Annotated in this window: 15 protein-coding genes and 2 pseudogenes; 6 read left to right on the forward strand and 11 right to left on the reverse strand. The window is 56.2% G+C overall.

The window, feature by feature from the left end; all coding sequences use genetic code 11:
* Nucleotides 1-33: 33 nt before the first annotated feature.
* Complete coding sequence (locus PSH66_RS17935) at nucleotides 34-495, reverse strand: TlpA disulfide reductase family protein (protein ID WP_003174681.1); 462 nt, start codon at nucleotides 493-495, stop codon at nucleotides 34-36.
* Nucleotides 496-610: 115 nt separating this feature from the next.
* Here PSH66_RS17935 and arsC point away from each other — a divergent pair, with 115 nt between their 5' ends.
* Genes arsC through PSH66_RS17950 form a run of 3 tightly spaced genes read left to right on the forward strand, consistent with a single transcriptional unit; the run spans nucleotide 611 to nucleotide 1966 of the window.
* The gene (gene arsC, locus PSH66_RS17940) at nucleotides 611-964 is read left to right on the forward strand and encodes an arsenate reductase (glutaredoxin) (RefSeq protein ID WP_141064400.1); all 354 of its coding nucleotides are present in this window, start codon (nucleotides 611-613) and stop codon (nucleotides 962-964) included.
* The gene (wrbA, locus tag PSH66_RS17945; RefSeq protein ID WP_042944919.1) at nucleotides 961-1575 is read left to right on the forward strand and encodes an NAD(P)H:quinone oxidoreductase; all 615 of its coding nucleotides are present in this window, start codon (nucleotides 961-963) and stop codon (nucleotides 1573-1575) included. The genes arsC and wrbA overlap by 4 nt, the downstream gene beginning before the upstream one ends.
* Entirely contained in the window at nucleotides 1559-1966 is a 408-nt protein-coding gene (locus PSH66_RS17950; protein WP_305427358.1) for a DUF2069 domain-containing protein, read from the forward strand. Before wrbA ends, PSH66_RS17950 begins: the two co-directional genes overlap by 17 nt.
* 52 nt (nucleotides 1967-2018) lie before the next feature.
* Here the strand turns inward: PSH66_RS17950 and PSH66_RS17955 are convergent, their stop codons facing one another.
* The 4 genes and pseudogenes from PSH66_RS17955 to PSH66_RS17975 form a co-directional block, all read right to left on the reverse strand.
* Nucleotides 2019-2690, reverse strand: coding sequence for a DNA-3-methyladenine glycosylase I (locus tag PSH66_RS17955; RefSeq protein ID WP_003174685.1), 672 nt, complete (start codon nucleotides 2688-2690; stop codon nucleotides 2019-2021).
* Nucleotides 2691-2757: 67 nt separating this feature from the next.
* Nucleotides 2758-3459: pseudogene (ttcA, locus tag PSH66_RS17960) on the reverse strand (tRNA 2-thiocytidine(32) synthetase TtcA); the annotation flags it as partial.
* Between the two features lie 167 nt (nucleotides 3460-3626).
* Nucleotides 3627-4520, reverse strand: coding sequence for a tRNA 2-thiocytidine(32) synthetase TtcA (gene ttcA / locus PSH66_RS17965; RefSeq protein ID WP_370694809.1), 894 nt, complete (start codon nucleotides 4518-4520; stop codon nucleotides 3627-3629).
* Nucleotides 4521-5878: 1358 nt separating this feature from the next.
* Complete coding sequence (locus PSH66_RS17975; RefSeq protein ID WP_305427359.1) at nucleotides 5879-6340, reverse strand: MarR family winged helix-turn-helix transcriptional regulator; 462 nt, start codon at nucleotides 6338-6340, stop codon at nucleotides 5879-5881.
* A 259-nt stretch (nucleotides 6341-6599) separates the two neighbouring features.
* Between PSH66_RS17975 and PSH66_RS17980 the strand changes: the two genes are divergently transcribed.
* The 3 genes and pseudogenes from PSH66_RS17980 to PSH66_RS17990 form a co-directional block, all read left to right on the forward strand.
* Nucleotides 6600-7553, forward strand: a complete 954-nt coding sequence (locus tag PSH66_RS17980) for a PDR/VanB family oxidoreductase (RefSeq protein ID WP_305427360.1) — start codon at nucleotides 6600-6602, stop codon at nucleotides 7551-7553.
* Nucleotides 7554-7582: 29 nt separating this feature from the next.
* Nucleotides 7583-8662 carry an aromatic ring-hydroxylating dioxygenase subunit alpha gene (locus tag PSH66_RS17985; RefSeq protein ID WP_305427361.1) on the forward strand — a complete coding sequence of 360 codons (1080 nt, stop codon included), beginning with the start codon at nucleotides 7583-7585 and terminating at the stop codon, nucleotides 8660-8662.
* Nucleotides 8663-8736: 74 nt separating this feature from the next.
* Nucleotides 8737-8983, forward strand: a pseudogene (locus tag PSH66_RS17990) (alcohol dehydrogenase catalytic domain-containing protein); the annotation flags it as partial.
* 359 nt (nucleotides 8984-9342) lie between these two features.
* Here the strand turns inward: PSH66_RS17990 and PSH66_RS17995 are convergent.
* From PSH66_RS17995 to PSH66_RS18020, 6 genes are all read right to left on the reverse strand, one after another.
* Nucleotides 9343-10305, reverse strand: coding sequence for an NAD-dependent epimerase/dehydratase family protein (locus PSH66_RS17995; protein ID WP_305427362.1), 963 nt, complete (start codon nucleotides 10303-10305; stop codon nucleotides 9343-9345).
* Nucleotides 10302-11288: a fumarylacetoacetate hydrolase family protein gene (locus PSH66_RS18000; RefSeq protein WP_305427363.1), complete on the reverse strand. Its 987-nt coding sequence runs from the start codon at nucleotides 11286-11288 to the stop codon at nucleotides 10302-10304. Before PSH66_RS18000 ends, PSH66_RS17995 begins: the two co-directional genes overlap by 4 nt.
* Before the next feature lie 170 nt (nucleotides 11289-11458).
* Nucleotides 11459-12202: an SDR family NAD(P)-dependent oxidoreductase gene (locus PSH66_RS18005; protein ID WP_305427364.1), complete on the reverse strand. Its 744-nt coding sequence runs from the start codon at nucleotides 12200-12202 to the stop codon at nucleotides 11459-11461.
* A 15-nt stretch (nucleotides 12203-12217) separates the two neighbouring features.
* Nucleotides 12218-13501, reverse strand: coding sequence for a histidinol dehydrogenase (gene hisD, locus PSH66_RS18010; RefSeq protein ID WP_305427365.1), 1284 nt, complete (start codon nucleotides 13499-13501; stop codon nucleotides 12218-12220).
* A gap of 57 nt (nucleotides 13502-13558) precedes the next feature.
* Entirely contained in the window at nucleotides 13559-14107 is a 549-nt protein-coding gene (locus PSH66_RS18015) for a carboxymuconolactone decarboxylase family protein (protein WP_305427366.1), read from the reverse strand.
* 137 nt (nucleotides 14108-14244) lie between these two features.
* The gene (locus PSH66_RS18020) at nucleotides 14245-15378 is read right to left on the reverse strand and encodes an FAD-dependent oxidoreductase (RefSeq protein ID WP_305427367.1); all 1134 of its coding nucleotides are present in this window, start codon (nucleotides 15376-15378) and stop codon (nucleotides 14245-14247) included.
* Nucleotides 15379-15411: the final 33 nt, after the last annotated feature.

Below are 15411 nucleotides of genomic sequence, written 5' to 3' on the forward strand. Positions count from 1 at the left end.
AACCCCCTCTCACCTTTGATTGGGGCAAATTCTCTAGCCGCGCAGGGCCTTGAGCTTGGCCAACACCCCCTCCGCCGTCTGCTCGCCCATCAACTGCTCACGCACCTTGCCCTTGTCATCGATGATGTAGGTGACCGGCAACGCCTCGCTGCGCGGAATATCAAAAATCACTTCCGGATTCTGTGCCAGTACGGTGAACTTGATGCCCAGTTTTTCGCTGGCCGCCTTCAATTCTTCACCCTGCACATTGTCGAAGTTGACCCCGAACACCCCCACGTTCTGCGCCTTGAGCTGTTCGGCCAGGGCATTGAGTTCCGGGATTTCCGTGCGGCACGGGCCGCACCACTCCGCCCAGTAGTTGACCACCAGCCATTGCTTGTCCAAGCGTTCGGCCGCGACTTTCTGGCCGTACTGGTCAACACCGTAGTCATTCCCGCAGCCGCTGAGCAGCAGGGTTGTGATGATCGCCAATGCACCGATCAGTCGCCTTGTCATGGGGTATTCCTTCGCAAAAATGAACGTTGGCTGCGACCTATCGCCTCTTACGGTTTAAGGACGGGGTGCCGCGCGGGTAGAATACCCGCCACCTTACGCAAGATGCGACCCGCACATGACCGATCTGACGCTTTATCACAACCCGCGCTGCTCGAAATCTCGCGGTGCGCTCGAACTGCTCGAAGCCCGCGGCCTCACCCCCACCGTGGTGCGCTACCTGGAAACGCCGCTGAACACCGCGCAAATCAAGGCCCTGCTCGCCAAGCTCGGCCTCGGCGCGCGTCAACTGCTGCGCACCGGCGAAGACGAATACAAAAGCCTCAACCTGGCCGACGCCAGCCTCAGCGAAGCGCAACTGATCGCCGCCATCGCCGAGCACCCCAAGTTGATGGAACGCCCGATCCTGGAAACCGCCGACAAGGCCATCATCGGCCGCCCACCGGAACGCGTACTGGAGATTCTGCCGTGACCACACCGTATGTGCTGGTGTTGTATTACAGCCGCAACGGCTCGGTCAGCGAAATGGCCCGGCAAATTGCCCGGGGCATCGAGCAGGGCGGGATGGAAGCGCGCTTGCGCACCGTGCCGGCGATCTCCACCGAGTGCGAAGCCGTGGCGCCGAGCATTCCGGACGAAGGCGCGCTGTATGCAAGCCTCGACGACCTGAAGCACTGCTCGGGCCTGGCCCTGGGCAGTCCGACGCGTTTCGGCAACATGGCCGCGCCGCTCAAGTACTTCCTGGATGGCACCAGCAACCTGTGGCTCACCGGTGCCCTCGTCGGCAAGCCGGCTGGCGTGTTCACCTCCACCGCCAGCCTGCACGGCGGCCAGGAAACCACGCTGATGTCGATGTTGTTGCCGCTGTTGCACCACGGCATGCTGATCACCGGCCTGCCCTACAGCGAACAGGCGTTGCTCGACACCCAGGGCGGCGGCACGCCGTATGGCGCCAGCCACCATTCCGGGCCGGACGGCAAGCGCATGCTCGATCAACACGAAATCACCTTGTGCCGGGCCTTGGGTTTGCGCCTGGCAACTACCGCCACGCTGCTGGAGAACGGCCGTGGCCAGAAAACCTAAAGTCCTGCCGTCCCAGGCGTGGCTGGAGCCGCGCGTCAAGATTGCACGCGCCTTGAGCCTGCTGGCGTTGTTCGCGTTGGTGGGGTTGCTGTGCGTGTATTACCTGTTCGTAGCCGACCTGCACGGCGCGCGACCGTGGGTGATCCTGCTGATCGAACTCGTGCCGTTGCTGGTGCTCGCGCCGGGAATGCTGATCGGCAGCGCGCGCGGGCATTCGTGGATGTGCTTTACGGTGAACCTGTATTTCATCAAGGGCGCGCTGGCGGCGTATGACCCGAACCGGCAAATGTTCGGGGTGCTGGAGATGCTGGCAAGCCTGGCGGTGTTCTGTACGGCGCTGTTGTATGTGCGCTGGCGGCACCAGTTGAATCGGCGGCTGGCGGCGGCCTGATAGAGAGTTGGCGCCGGACAGTCAGTCTTCGCGAGCAAGCCTCACCTCAACCTCAGTGATTCACCGTATACGCCAGCATCATCGACAACTGGCACATCGGCCGCCCACTCTCGGCATGCCACTGGTTGAACGCGCCCTGCACCGTCGCCAGGTCGCGCAGGCTGGTGGGCGCCTTGTCGACGATCTTCTGTGCATTAAGGGCGGCCACCACGTCATAGCTGGGCACGAAGGTATCCTTGCCCACCATGCGCAAGAAGCGCGGAGCCGACAGCCCGCCCAACTGGTGGCCATGCTTGCTCAGGTACTTCCACAGCCCGACGATGTCGGTCACCGGCCAGTCAGCGATAAACGCGCCGAAGCTGCCCTTTTCCTGCTCGATATCCAGGACCATCTGCGCATTGCGCGGCACGCTCTTGAGCTTGCCCAGATGCCGGATAATGCGCGTGTCCTGCATCAGGCGCTCCAGGTGCTCGGCGCCCATCAGTACGACTTTTTCCGGATCGAAGCCGAAGAACACCTGCTCGAACGCCGGCCATTTGGCGTCCACCACACTGTGCTTCAAACCGGCGCGGAATACCCGCAGGGCCAGGGTCGACAGGTAGCGATCATCGCTGATCTTGCGCAATTGCGCCGCAGTCTTGGGTACAGGCAGGTGGGCGTCCAGTTCGGCGGCCGAACCGAAGCGGTTCAGACAGTATTCGTGCAACCACTTGTAATCGCGCATGCCCTCTCCTGGCAATTCAATTGAAAACGGCGCTCGCAAGCGCCGTGTGTCAGAGCATTGTATTCGCTCAGAGGTTCACTACATTGACGAAGCGCGACGCCGCCGTTTCGTCGATCTTCAGGCTGGTAAAGTCGAACAGGTTGCGGTCGGCCAACTGTGACGGGATCACGTTCTGCAGGCTGCGGAAGATGCTTTCGGTACGGCCCGGCGTCTTGCGCTCCCAATCCAGCAGCATCTCCTTGACCACCTGGCGCTGCAGGTTTTCCTGGGAGCCGCACAGGTTGCACGGGATGATCGGAAACTGCTTGAGGTCGGAGTAGGCCTGGATGTCCTTCTCGTTGCAATACGCCAGCGGGCGAATCACCACGTTACGCCCGTCATCGGCACGCAGCTTGGGCGGCATGGCCTTGAGCGAGCCGTTGAAGAACATGTTCAGGAAGAAGGTCTCGACGATGTCGTCGCGATGATGCCCCAGGGCCATCTTGGTCGCGCCGATCTCATCGGCAAACGTATAGAGCGTGCCACGGCGCAGGCGCGAGCACAGTGAGCAGGTGGTCTTGCCTTCAGGAATAAGCTCCTTGACCACCGAATAGGTGTCTTTTTCGACGATGTGGTACTCGACGCCCAGCGCTTTAAGGTAGGCCGGCAGCACATGCTCGGGAAAGCCCGGTTGTTTCTGGTCCATGTTGACGGCAACGATCTCGAACTGGATCGGCGCGACCTTTTGCAGGTGCAGCAGCACATCGAGCAGGGTGTAACTGTCCTTCCCTTATAGCTCAAGGACAGCCCAACAGATAGCAGATTCATGTTAATAACCTTATGATTTCAATAGGTTTTTATATATAAAACGCTTTACACAAAAAGTCGGTAATGTAAATTTTATGATATCACGGACTCCCGAACCTTCCTTACCTCCAATAAAGCGACGTTGAACCTTTACAAAACCTGGACGACTTTTATCCAATTTTCAACGCGGGAAGACGAAACCGTTGCCTCTTCAAATTTGTACGGCTGCCGGTCTTCCGATCTGTCAATAGATAGATCTACAAAATTGAATAGGCTGCGATCAGCCATCTGGGAAGGGCTTACGCTTTGTAAGCTGTGAAAAATGTTTTCCACGCATCCGGGATTTACCGAGTCCCACTCCGCAATCATCGATTTAATTTTTTTCCTTTGGAGATTCTCCTGTGAGCCACAGAGATTACACGGAATTATCGGATACGCGCTATCGGCAGCCACTTTCGCTATATCTTTTTCTCGACAATAGGCGAGCGGCCGAATAACTATATTCCTCTTATCGTCACTGAGAAGTTTAGGCGGCATCCCTTTCATCTGTGCCTGGAAAAACATATTGAGAAACAAGGTCTCAACCATATCATCCATGTGATGCCCAAGCGCCAATTTAGTGGCCCCAATTTCCTCAGCAAAACTATAAAGCGTACCTCTTCTGAGTCTGGAACAAAGAGAACAGGTTGTTTTACCTTCAGGGATTTTTTGCTTGACAACCGAATAAGTATCCTTATCAACTATATAATAATCGATCCCTTTACTTTCAAAAAACTCAGGCAATACATGCTCAGGAAAACCAGGTTGTTTCTGATCAAGATTTACAGCCACAACGCTAAACTTTATATGCGCAACGCGCTGCAGATGTATTAGTGCATCCAACATTACAAAAGAATCTTTGCCACCACTCACGCACACCATAACTTTATCGCCATCTTCGATCATCGCGTAATCTACAACGGCCTTTCCGACATTGCCACGGAGCTTTTTACGACGAAGCTCTGCAGCCTTATTTATTTGAGATGCATTTTCATTTATCATCATAACTTCACGTTCCGACTAACAATTGAGAAATAACCACAATGAAAAAATGCCCCACCTAAACCTTAAAATCCATTGCAATGGTTGAGACAGTTAGTTACCACAAAAACCAAAAATAGAAAACTTAGCGGAAAATAAAAAACTTTGAAACAAACCCTTCACATCCAATCTAGACGCTTAAAACTCTATAAAGAGGTAAAGCGAACGATACCTGACATAGCTGCATCATAACAAAATTATGCTTACGTTTTAAGTGGACCCCGACCAACGATTGCTTTCAGTTCCACTAGGGTTCGACAGTGAATGACGACACCACGGGCTGGTGACCAGGGTTGATTGCCCCCACAGACATCTATGGCGATAGACAATCATCTACCACTTAAAACGACTGCAGTCGCCATAAGCCCAGCCGGGATCATCAAGCTGACGTTACGGCGCTGGTAGTTGTCGCGTGGGGAGGGGACTTTGACTGGTCCAAGTCAAATCGGCTGTAAACGCCTAGTCAAATGCCACGCGCTGTCCGAGTTAATGTGGTGAGCCGCCTCATCTAAGATCAAGCGCCGCTACTTACAATGGATCGCTTTTAGCTGGAGGCACCCCTTAAAAGGTTCATTTTTTTCAGAGTGTCATGACTAGTCCAGATCGAATAGAGCTTCTCAACCGAGTAACCGAAATTATTCAACGAACGGGCGCTTTGCTATCCGAAGAGTGGAATCGTCCAGATGGACCTCGCGGCCAGGGACATAAGGCCACGATTGATGTGGAAATTGAGAACATTTTGAGGCCTGAACTTCTAAGCCTGCTTTGCTGCGATTTTTGGGGTGAAGAGACGTGGCACATACATACGGGGCATGCTTGGTGTTGAGTTGTGGGCCCTAACGATGGAAAGAGTGACTTTCTGAACGGATTGAGGGGATCTGCAATACCAGGCAGACAAGCTTCAATTGCAGTGATCACCGGAGCAAATTGTCGAATGAGTGACGCGCACTTACCCGGACGATACGAGCTATCAGGTGTCACACAAGACGATCTTTCGCACCTTCTTCATACAGGCTGAAGTACTTGAACATTTACGGTGAACGCGAGCCATGCGTCGCTCGGACCATTACACGCAGAAGAAAGAAAACCACGGTCGAATCATGGACCCGTGGTGATAAGCAGAAATCGGCCAACTCTGTTGAAAAATTACTTTTGATTTCTACCTGCAAAAGTGGACGGCTGACATTGAAGTCGGAGGCACAATCCCGGCACTGGATTGCTCCAGATTTTGCGTAGCGACGCAGACGTTGCCGCTTTTTTTCAAAAGATTCGACTAAAAGCGGGCAAATCTGCATTCCTCGCACACCTACTTTAGTAATTAGTCAGTCCGGCTCTACTGCGTTGACCTTTTCCAACTGAGAACCCATCCGATGCAGGAAACCAATCAGCACTTCAGTCTCTTCAACTGAGAAATCTGCTAACAACAACCGCTCACGCTCCAACGCCGTGACCAAAACGCGGTCGTGAAGCGCCCTCCCGATCGCGGTCATTGAAACTGTGTAACGACGTGCATCATTTGCGTCGACTTGGGTGGACACGTGGCGATCCTCCTCAAGGACTTTTATCGCCCGACTAATTGCACTCTTATCTAGGCCTACAACCTGTCCAATGCGGTTCGCGGTGATGTTGTTCTCCACCGCCAGCATGGCCAACACGCGCCACTCTACGATCCCTATACCGTAATGCTTGCGGTAGCAAACCGAAGCCCCGCTGGAGAGCTTGTTAGTCAGGGCCGTCAGTAGAGCAGGCACATAGCGATCGAGGTCTAGAGGTTGGTACGGCATGACGAGTGGTTCCTGCTTACGGGTGCTAATTGGTTGACACCGCAACCAATTTGATTAAGATGAGGATAACGAGATAACTGTGCGTCCGCATCATAAGCGCAGTCACAACGACAATAAAAATCCGAGGTCCCTTACCATGCTTTGCCTTCCTCACACTCCTCCTTCCTGACCCCCCCTAACTAATCCAACTCCGCCGACATCGTCGGTGGTGCATCCGATCACCTGCAAACACTGCCATTACCGTGGTGGGAGCACACTCATGCTTGAAGTACGCGTTTCTCGTAAGGTCGTTGAAGCTGACGGTGTCTGCAGCTTCGAGCTGACACCTACTGCTGGAATCGAATTGCCGGCATTCACCGCCGGTGCTCATGTTGATGTCTATGTCGCACCGGGGCTTATCCGACAATATTCGCTGTGTAATCCGCCGCAGGAGCGAAGCCGTTATCTCATTGCGGTCCTTCAAGAACCGACATCTCGGGGTGGATCCAAGGCTATGCATGCTGGGGTGACCGAAGGTTCCAGCGTGCAGATAGGTGCTCCGCGCAATCTCTTTGAGCTGGATATGGGGGCATCCCACTACCTGCTCTTTGCGGGCGGCATCGGCATCACTCCCATCTTGGCCATGGCCTACAGCCTGGCAGCCGTAGGTAAGTCGTTTGAGTTGCATTACTGCGGCCGCTCCATAGAGCGCCTTGCGTTCGTCGAGCAGATACGAGCGACCCCCTGGGGAGAGTGCCTGCGGGTTCACGTCGACAATGGCCCGGAAGAGCAACGGCTAAATGCGGCCTCTGTTCTGGCAAGCCCCTCCGCCGGTGACCAGCTCTACGTGTGCGGCCCAACAGGCTTCATGAACCACGTCCTCGACAACGCTCGAGCTAGCGGCTGGAGCGAGACGCAGCTCCATCGCGAGGACTTCGCTGCCGCCCCCCAGGTCCATGAGAACGACCAGCCCTTCAAGATCGAACTCACCCAGAGCGGCCAGGTTCTCGTGGTTCCCGCCCAGCGTACGGCCTTGGAAGTGCTGCTGGAGCATGGTGTTCAAGTGGAAAGCTCCTGTGAACAAGGCATTTGTGGTGCTTGTATCACACGAGTACTGGAGGGCTCCCCTGATCACCGAGACCAGTACATGACCGATGTCGAACACGCACGCAACGATTGTTTCACGCCCTGCTGTTCGCGCTCTCACACACCCCGCCTGGTGTTGGACCTCTAACTCAGCAACAACAAATACAGGAGATAGACATGAGCACTGTACAAGCTCACTCGTTGGCAAATGAAGTACGCTCGCCTTCAGCGATGCCCTCTTTTCCCCTTAATCAGTGGTATGTCGCTGGCCTGGCCTGGGAACTAAAGGACAAGCCTGTCGGGCGTACATTGCTGAACAAACCCATCGTGCTTTTCCGTTCCGCGGATGGACAGCCTGCTGCGCTGGAGGATAGATGTTGTCACCGCGCGTTACCGCTATCTCACGGCACCCTGGAGGAAGGTGGTGTTCGATGCGGATACCACGGCCTGCTGTTTGATAGTGCCGGTCTTTGCATCGAAGTCCCGGGCCAGACCCGTATTCCTGGAAAGGCAAAGATTCCTACTTATCACGTACGCGAGCGTGATCAGATCCTCTGGATCTGGTTTGGCAGTTCGGAGCACTCTGAGCCCACCTGCGAGCCGCCGGCCTATGAGTTTCATAGCAATGGCGAGTACCTGTTCGAAGGTGACGTCTACCACTACGACGCTCCTTATCAGCTTATCCACGACAATCTGCTAGACCTGAGCCATCTCGGCTATGTCCATCTGCGTACTATCGGCGGGAACGCAAGCATTCACATGAATGCACAGATGCGAGTTGAGAGTGATGACACCAGCGTACGCGTGATTCGTCACATGCCCGACTCTGTTCCACCACCTACCTACACCGCGGCCTATCCGTTTGAAGGCCGGGTTGATCGCTGGCAAGAAATTGAGTTTCGTGTAAGCCACTTGCGCATCTGGACGGGAGCTATCGACGCCGGTACCGACTCGCTGGAAAACCCTGCGCGTGGCGGATTCCACATGCGTGGTTTCCATGGCGTAACTCCGGAGACAGAGACCACCAGTCACTACTTCTGGACCATGGCAACGAACCCGAAGAGCAATGCCTCCGAGGTCAAGGCCAAGGTCGTTGAGCAAACTGCGCTGACCTTCGATGAAGACAAGGTGGTCATCGAGGCCCAATACAAGAACATGGTGACTTTTGGCCCGCAGCCCATGGTAGACATCCATGTCGACGTGGGCGCCAACCGCGCTCGAAAAATCATTGAGCAGCTTCGGCAGGCTTCTTGCTGAACTCCACGGCAGCCTGAAAGGGCTGCCATTAAACGCTCTACGAAAAGACGCCTCAAGCGCATGGAGAAAGACGCATCTCTGTTAATCGTGGTGTGGTTTTTCTTACCCTGGGCAAGGTCGAAGTGCAGAACATCCCCTATCCTAAGATGCAGGACCCACAGAGCAAGCAGATCGATCACGGGGTGACCCTGCGCGTCGTTTCCAGCAAAATCTGCGGCTCCGACCATCACATAGTCCGTCGCGCACCACCGCGCCGGAAGTCTGGTGCTGAGCCACGAGATCACCGGCGAGGTGGTCGAGATCGGTCGCGGCGTGGAGACCTGAAGATCTTTACCGAACGAAAGGCGGTGTGCAGCATTCGAGCGTCGACAAAAGCATCACACTGATCAGTACGTCGCTGACTGGGTCGCAGAACCCCTTGACGGTCGAACCTCCTAAACGCTCACCGCGTCGAGCCCCACCGGCGCAGGCCACGACGGAATTGTGGTTCCGCCCTTTACGGCGTAGGGCTCGTTGCTAGGGCCGCCACAGTTTCTTTTGCGGTCGAGCAACTAGCCCCTCCGCTGTCTACAAAAAAACCCAAACAGATACATCAGCCGAGCGACCCGCCACCTGATAGTAGGCGGGTGTCTGCGGCTGAGTATATCTGTTCATGCACTTTGAATTGAGCTCAGACGAACCTAGGCTGGATCACGCCAGGCCGTGGCATTGACGACGAGGTCGGCTACGCTGCCATCGTTGCGAAAGCCAATGGACTCGGCAACATTTGAATCGAGCTCCGGGAAACTGCCAAAAACTCTCTCAAGGTCAGGGTTTGGTTGGTAATCGACCAGTAGCCGACGATTTTCCCCATAACGCTCGCAAAGCCCTTCCACTACCTGTGCAATGGTTAGACGCAGCACCGGAAGTGTGTAGACCCTACGCGCCCCAAGTTGCTCAGATGAAACGCGTGAAGCATGAAGAAGGTTCTCGACGCAGCAACCAACCGACATCCACCACGCCACTGCTTTGGCTGACACTGGACAGGCGAAATGCTCACCTGCGGCAAGTTTCCAGAATAGATCACTCATGAAAGCAGACAACAATCCCGACGGCTCCGGCGGCCGCGCGACTATGCCAGGCAGTCGCAATGTACGCCCGTCCAGAAGACCTTGCCGATTGTAGTCATCCAAGAGGATCTCACCGGCCAACTTGTGTGCCGCGTAGGACATTGCCGGCCGCAATGGCGTCTTTTCGTCCACTACCTGTGGAAGCGATGAGCCGTAGACAGCGATCGTGCTAGCGAAGACCACCCGTGGGCAATTGCCCTGCCGAGCTAGACGCTGAAACAGCTCCATCGTTGCGTACAGGTTGACCTGCAGCCCCAGTTCAAAATTGCGCTCGGCAGCTCCTCCAGGGATGCTTGCTAAATGGAAGACAACATCCGGAGCGCAGTCCAGAGCAGCATCGAGAACGGTCGCGTCAGCAATGCTGCCGCGGACGAAGTGCAAGCGCGGATCGTCCGGCAAGAAATCGTCGCCCATGTCCACAACGGTGAGTCGTTTGATCGCGGAGTTTTCTGGAAACTGTGCGACTGGATCCAGAAGTCGCTTCACCAACTGGCGACCTACGAAACCATTGCCGCCCGTCACGAGTATTTTCATGGCTTACCTCCCGTAGCAACCATCCGATGTTCAAGGGCGCCGAACAAAGATTGACCATCACGCCCGCACATTTCGAAGCGCAGCGTCTCGCCAAAGCGCATAAATTCGGTGGAAGACTCGCCGTGCTCGATCATTTCAATCGCGCGTCGTTCAGCCAGACACGCGGAACCGACTTCGGAATAGTTGCGATTGGAGAACGTGCCTGTAGCCAGGACTGTTCCTGCCCCCAGGTTGCGGTTGTAAGCCAAGTGGCTGATCAACTCACCAAAAGAGAAATCCATCTCCCCACCCGATGGATTGCCAAACCACTCACCATTCCGGCTTACCTGCATATCCAGATGCACACGTCCGTCGCGCCAGGCATCTCCCAACTCGTCCGGAGTTACAGCAACCGGCGCGAAAGCGGTGGCCGGCTTGGCATTGATGAAACCGAACCCCATGGAGAGTTCACGGAACAGGTGTGCACGCATAGAAACATCGTTAAGGAGCAAGAAGAGCTTGATGTGCTTCTCCGCCCTGGATGCATCGACGCCCATGGGAACGTCGTCCAGCACCACCGCTATCTCACCCTCAAAGTCGCAGTTGTCCTGCTCAACCGGGAAGGGATAGTTGTCGCGGGGGCCTAGGAAATCGTCGCCTTGGCGTTGCACAAGGACGGGGATGCCGCTTTCCCTCTTCACGCTGAGGTTGTAAGCCCGTTCCATGATGTCGCCATGATTTAGGAAAGCGGATGCATCGACGAACTGATAGGCCCGCGGAAGCGGCGCCATAACCTGGGCCGGTTCGAAAGCAAAGGTATCGGTTTGACCACCTGCATTCAGCGCTTGATATTCAACCTGCAGGGCCGCTTCCAGTTCGCTCCATCGCTCAATTGCACCTTGCATTGTCGATACGGTATCAGCGAAGCGAGCACGAGAAAGGTCTCGGGACACCACCAACAGCCGACCATCACGGCTGCCATCGCGGAGTGTTGCCAGTTTCATCGGTTGTTCTCCTTGCAGTAGTTGGTGCGCTGAGGACAAATATCAGGGAGCTCGACTAAATCCAGTGGACGCCTGGAGTTGCGATAGATGCTCACCATGATGGAGCTCAGCAGCACTCATAAATGGTGGGCGCTCGCGAAAGGCATGACCCCTACGAAGCGCCACCGTCGTCAGTTCAGAGGTCTACCGCCATCCACAGGGATGATCGCACCAGTGGTAAAGGTCAGTTGGCTGATAACGGCCAGTACGGCGTCAGCCACTTCATGAGGCCAAGCCAGGCGCTTCAGCGGTGTGCGGTCTGCCTGCTCGTCACGCCAGGAGCGATCAAGACTTTTGACGAACTCCGTATCGGCCAGCCCCGGGGACACGGACACCACTCGGACACTCGGAGCCAAAGCGCGGGCCAGAGAGCGGGTCATGTTGTCCAGTGCCGCCTTCGACGCACAGTAGGCAACGTTGCTGCCCATCGCACTGACTGCTGCGATGGAGGATATGTTTACGACGACCCCATCATCGCTGCGCTGCAGCAATGTGCGGAGTGCTCGAACCATAGCGAATGCCCCGCGTACATTGGTGGCGAATATCCGATCAAACAGCTCGTCATCCAGTCCGTCCATGTCCTCGTGAGGCACAAATCGCGTTGTGCCCGCACAATTCACCAGAACATCACACCGTCCATAACGCGCTTCCACCTCCGAGGCCATAACGGCAAGAGCGGCACTGTCGGTCACAGGCATCGGCAGCGCGCAATGTGCGCCGCCAGTGTCCGCCAAAGTTTCCAGCAGTTGGAGAGCTTGCCCGCGCGAGCTGTTGTAGCCCACAACGACAGTCGCACCAGACGCTGCCAACTTTCGACAGATTTCCACACCGATGCCGCCGGCGCCGCCGCTGACAACGGCGACGCGACCTTTCATTGAAATGCTCATGAGTCAGGCCGTCTTTTTCAGGCGACGTACGCGGATATCAGCCTGTTCCTTGTGCCCAGAGAAATGCTCCAGAGCGCACAGCCGCGAACAGTACTCACCGATCATCACCGAAGCCTCGTCAGTCAGCACCCGTTGGTAGGTGTGGGTCTTGATGAACTTACCGACCCAGAGACCACCTGTGTAACGCCCCGCGCCCATGGTCGGCAACGTATGGTTGGTACCAATGACCTTGTCGCCATAGGAAACATTGGTGCGATGGCCGAGGAAAAGCGCGCCATAACGAGTCAGGCGCTGAAGGAACCAGTCAGGATCGAGGGTCATCACCTGAACATGCTCGGAACAGATGCGTTCGGACTCCTGCAGCATCTCCTCGTTGCTATCGCACAGGATGATCTCGCCGTAATCCCGCCAGGCGACACTAGCTACGGGAGCAGTGTCCAGGCGTTCCAGCACCTTCTCGATAGCTGCCGGAAGCTCCTCGGCGATTTTCTGACTGGTAGTCAGGCAAACAGCCGGAGAGGTCGGACCGTGCTCAGCTTGGCCGAGCAGGTCGACAGCAACGAGTTCGGCGTCGACACTGTCATCGCAGATAACCATGGTCTCGGTAGGGCCAGCAAACAGATCGATACCCACTCGCCCGTACAACTGGCGTTTGGCCTCAGCAACAAAGGCATTGCCCGGACCGACGATCATATCCACAGGGGCGATGTTTTCTGTGCCCAAGGCCATCGCTGCCACCCCTTGCACGCCACCCATAACGTAGATCTCATCGGCGCCGGCCAGAGCCATCGCTGCAATGATCTCTGCAGAAGGCTTGCCGTCGAAAGGCGGAGCACACGCGATAACACGTTTGACCCCTGCAACCTTGGCGGTCAGAACGCTCATGTGTGCCGATGCAAGCAACGGATACTTTCCGCCGGGAATATAGCAACCGACCGAATTGACCGGGATATTGCGATGCCCTAGGACGACCCCTGGCAGAGTCTCGACTTCAACATCGCGGAGCGACATTAGTTGCACCTGAGCGAAGCGTCGGATCTGTGCCTGGGCAAACTTGATATCCTCCAGCGCCTGAGGGCTGAGAGAGTCGATGCAAGCCTGAATCTCATCGTCGCTCAAACGCAATGACGGTGGATTCCACTTGTCGAACTTCTCCGAGTACTCCCGCACAGCTGCTTCGCCCCGCGCCTCGATGTCTCGGATGATCTGCTCAACCGTCGTACGCACTTGGGTGTTGAGTTCAGCCTTGACCTCGGCCGGTTTGCCTTTCTTCAGATATTTGATCATTGTCCGTTTTCTCCGTTGCATGTTGTCCCGCATCGGGACAAGGGTTTTCTTTCTCGATCAGATCCTGACCACCGAATCCTCAACATCGACCGCCAAGGTGACGACGAAGCGGGCAACCATGTTGTAGGACGCAATCACGCCGACCAGCTCGACTAGAGCGGTTTCCCCAAATTCGTCGCGCAACTGGTCTAACAGACCTGCTGGCGCGCGCCCCATACGAGTCATTTCGAGAGCCAGGCGAAGCACCGAGCGCTCCTGCGGGGAAAACAGTGAGTCGCGATCGATTGCGTTCTTCAGATCACGCAGGGCATTGAACTGCGCGGGTGTCCCGCCAGCTTTGAGGAAGAACGGGCCGTGGTGATGCATTTCGTACTCGGCACCTAGCACACCGCAAACTGCACAGATCGCCAGCTCTAGAAGTTTCTCTGGCAGGCTTAGTTCGTTGCGCACCTTGCCAAGAAGAGCACCCCATCCCTGAGTGAAGGGCACGCTGTGCAGCAGCATTCGATCAATGTTCAGTAGCTTGCCTCCACGTCGTTCCAAGATTGACGTGAGCACTTCCACAGGAGCGAAGCCTTCCAAAGGCTTGTAGGGGATTTCCGGCATGGTCGATCTCCAAGGATCAGTCGCAATTTCAGAAGCAGCCGCTGCGGCCGCGGGTGCGTGATTCGGTCAACGATTAGCAGCACATTGCCGATGCATCGAATGGGATGCAGCCCTGTGATGTACGCGGTAGAAACGGTTCAGATAGGGGCGCGGAGGGCTTCTAGGGCACTGACCATTACTTGGGCATGTTCCTGCTGGGAGCCGCCATTTTGCTCGATCTGGCCCAGCCTTCCGGAAGCATGAACCACCAAGCTGGCTCGCTCGAAATGGCGCATGGAATAGGCGGTCAGCGCCGCCTCAAGGGAGTGCCGATGGCTGAGTTCCTCTGCCAAAACAATGGCACCCTCGATAGCGATACCAGCACCTGAAGCCAAGTGCGGTGTAGTGGCATGCACTGCATCACCCAGCAGTACGATGCGCCCCTTGTGCCAGGGTGCATCGACTATGTGTCCGGCGAGAGGCCGATAAAGCAGACGAGGGTTACGCAGCGATCCCTCCAGAAGGCTTTTTCGGATGTCACCTACGTCACCGCCAAACTCCTCGAGCAACTCTGCCAACATGGCAGGCCATTGCTCCTCCGGAATGAAATCCATGTCCGCGCGCTTGTCGAGAACAAACAGGTAGCACTCGTTCTCGCTGATGGGATTCATCCCCGCCTTGGTGGTACGCCCCATGAACATTGCACCATTCTCGCGCTGCCTCGGTACCACTGCGCGCCAGGATCCTTGCCCGGTAAATTGCGGACCGGCGAAGTTCGGCAGAACCAGCTTGCGTACGGCTGAGTTGACACCATCTGCGCCGATTACCAGATCGAAGCGGCCGCGGCTTCCATCATTGAATGTAACGTCGACACCATCTTCATCCTGTCGGACTTCCTGGAAGGTCTGCCCAAGTCGAACACGTACTCCAGCCTGCCTGGTGGCGCGGGAGAGTATTTCCGCGAGCACCGGCCGCAAGATTCCGGCCGCCCCTGGCAGGTCCTCTGCTCCGGGAGTGGCTGTGATAGGCACCGTGCAGGTGAGGTCGCCATTTGCGTCGCAAATATCCATGGCACGCCAAGAGCCACCGTCACGCAGGACCTCGTCCACAACACCGATCTGCCGCAGCGCACGGAGCGTGGGGCCGCTGATAGTGATACCTGCACCGTCGGGCGCCCAGTTGGGGTTGATTTCAAGCAGTTCGACGTCGACGCCCTGCTTGCTCAACTGTATGGCGGCACACATGCCACCGAGACCGCCGCCCACGACGAGTGCACGTTGAATAAGTGCCATGATCTATCTCTCCCGATACTTGTTCTGGTGTTG

The organism is Pseudomonas sp. FP597, assembly GCF_030687435.1.
GTDB lineage: Bacteria > Pseudomonadota > Gammaproteobacteria > Pseudomonadales > Pseudomonadaceae > Aquipseudomonas > Aquipseudomonas lactucae.

What these genes read in the sequence shown, in the direction of transcription:
- PSH66_RS17935 (WP_003174681.1), bottom strand. Translation starts at nt 495, where the DNA reads ATGACAAGGCGACTGATCGGTGCATTGGCGATCATCACAACCCTGCTG.
- arsC (WP_141064400.1), top strand. Translation starts at nt 611, where the DNA reads ATGACCGATCTGACGCTTTATCACAACCCGCGCTGCTCGAAATCTCGC.
- PSH66_RS17955 (WP_003174685.1), bottom strand. Translation starts at nt 2,690, where the DNA reads ATGCGCGATTACAAGTGGTTGCACGAATACTGTCTGAACCGCTTCGGT.
- ttcA (WP_370694809.1), bottom strand. Translation starts at nt 4,520, where the DNA reads ATGATGATAAATGAAAATGCATCTCAAATAAATAAGGCTGCAGAGCTT.
- PSH66_RS17975 (WP_305427359.1), bottom strand. Translation starts at nt 6,340, where the DNA reads ATGCCGTACCAACCTCTAGACCTCGATCGCTATGTGCCTGCTCTACTG.
- PSH66_RS17980 (WP_305427360.1), top strand. Translation starts at nt 6,600, where the DNA reads ATGCTTGAAGTACGCGTTTCTCGTAAGGTCGTTGAAGCTGACGGTGTC.
- PSH66_RS17985 (WP_305427361.1), top strand. Translation starts at nt 7,583, where the DNA reads ATGAGCACTGTACAAGCTCACTCGTTGGCAAATGAAGTACGCTCGCCT.
- PSH66_RS17995 (WP_305427362.1), bottom strand. Translation starts at nt 10,305, where the DNA reads ATGAAAATACTCGTGACGGGCGGCAATGGTTTCGTAGGTCGCCAGTTG.
- PSH66_RS18000 (WP_305427363.1), bottom strand. Translation starts at nt 11,288, where the DNA reads ATGAAACTGGCAACACTCCGCGATGGCAGCCGTGATGGTCGGCTGTTG.
- PSH66_RS18005 (WP_305427364.1), bottom strand. Translation starts at nt 12,202, where the DNA reads ATGAAAGGTCGCGTCGCCGTTGTCAGCGGCGGCGCCGGCGGCATCGGT.
- hisD (WP_305427365.1), bottom strand. Translation starts at nt 13,501, where the DNA reads ATGATCAAATATCTGAAGAAAGGCAAACCGGCCGAGGTCAAGGCTGAA.
- PSH66_RS18015 (WP_305427366.1), bottom strand. Translation starts at nt 14,107, where the DNA reads ATGCCGGAAATCCCCTACAAGCCTTTGGAAGGCTTCGCTCCTGTGGAA.
- PSH66_RS18020 (WP_305427367.1), bottom strand. Translation starts at nt 15,378, where the DNA reads ATGGCACTTATTCAACGTGCACTCGTCGTGGGCGGCGGTCTCGGTGGC.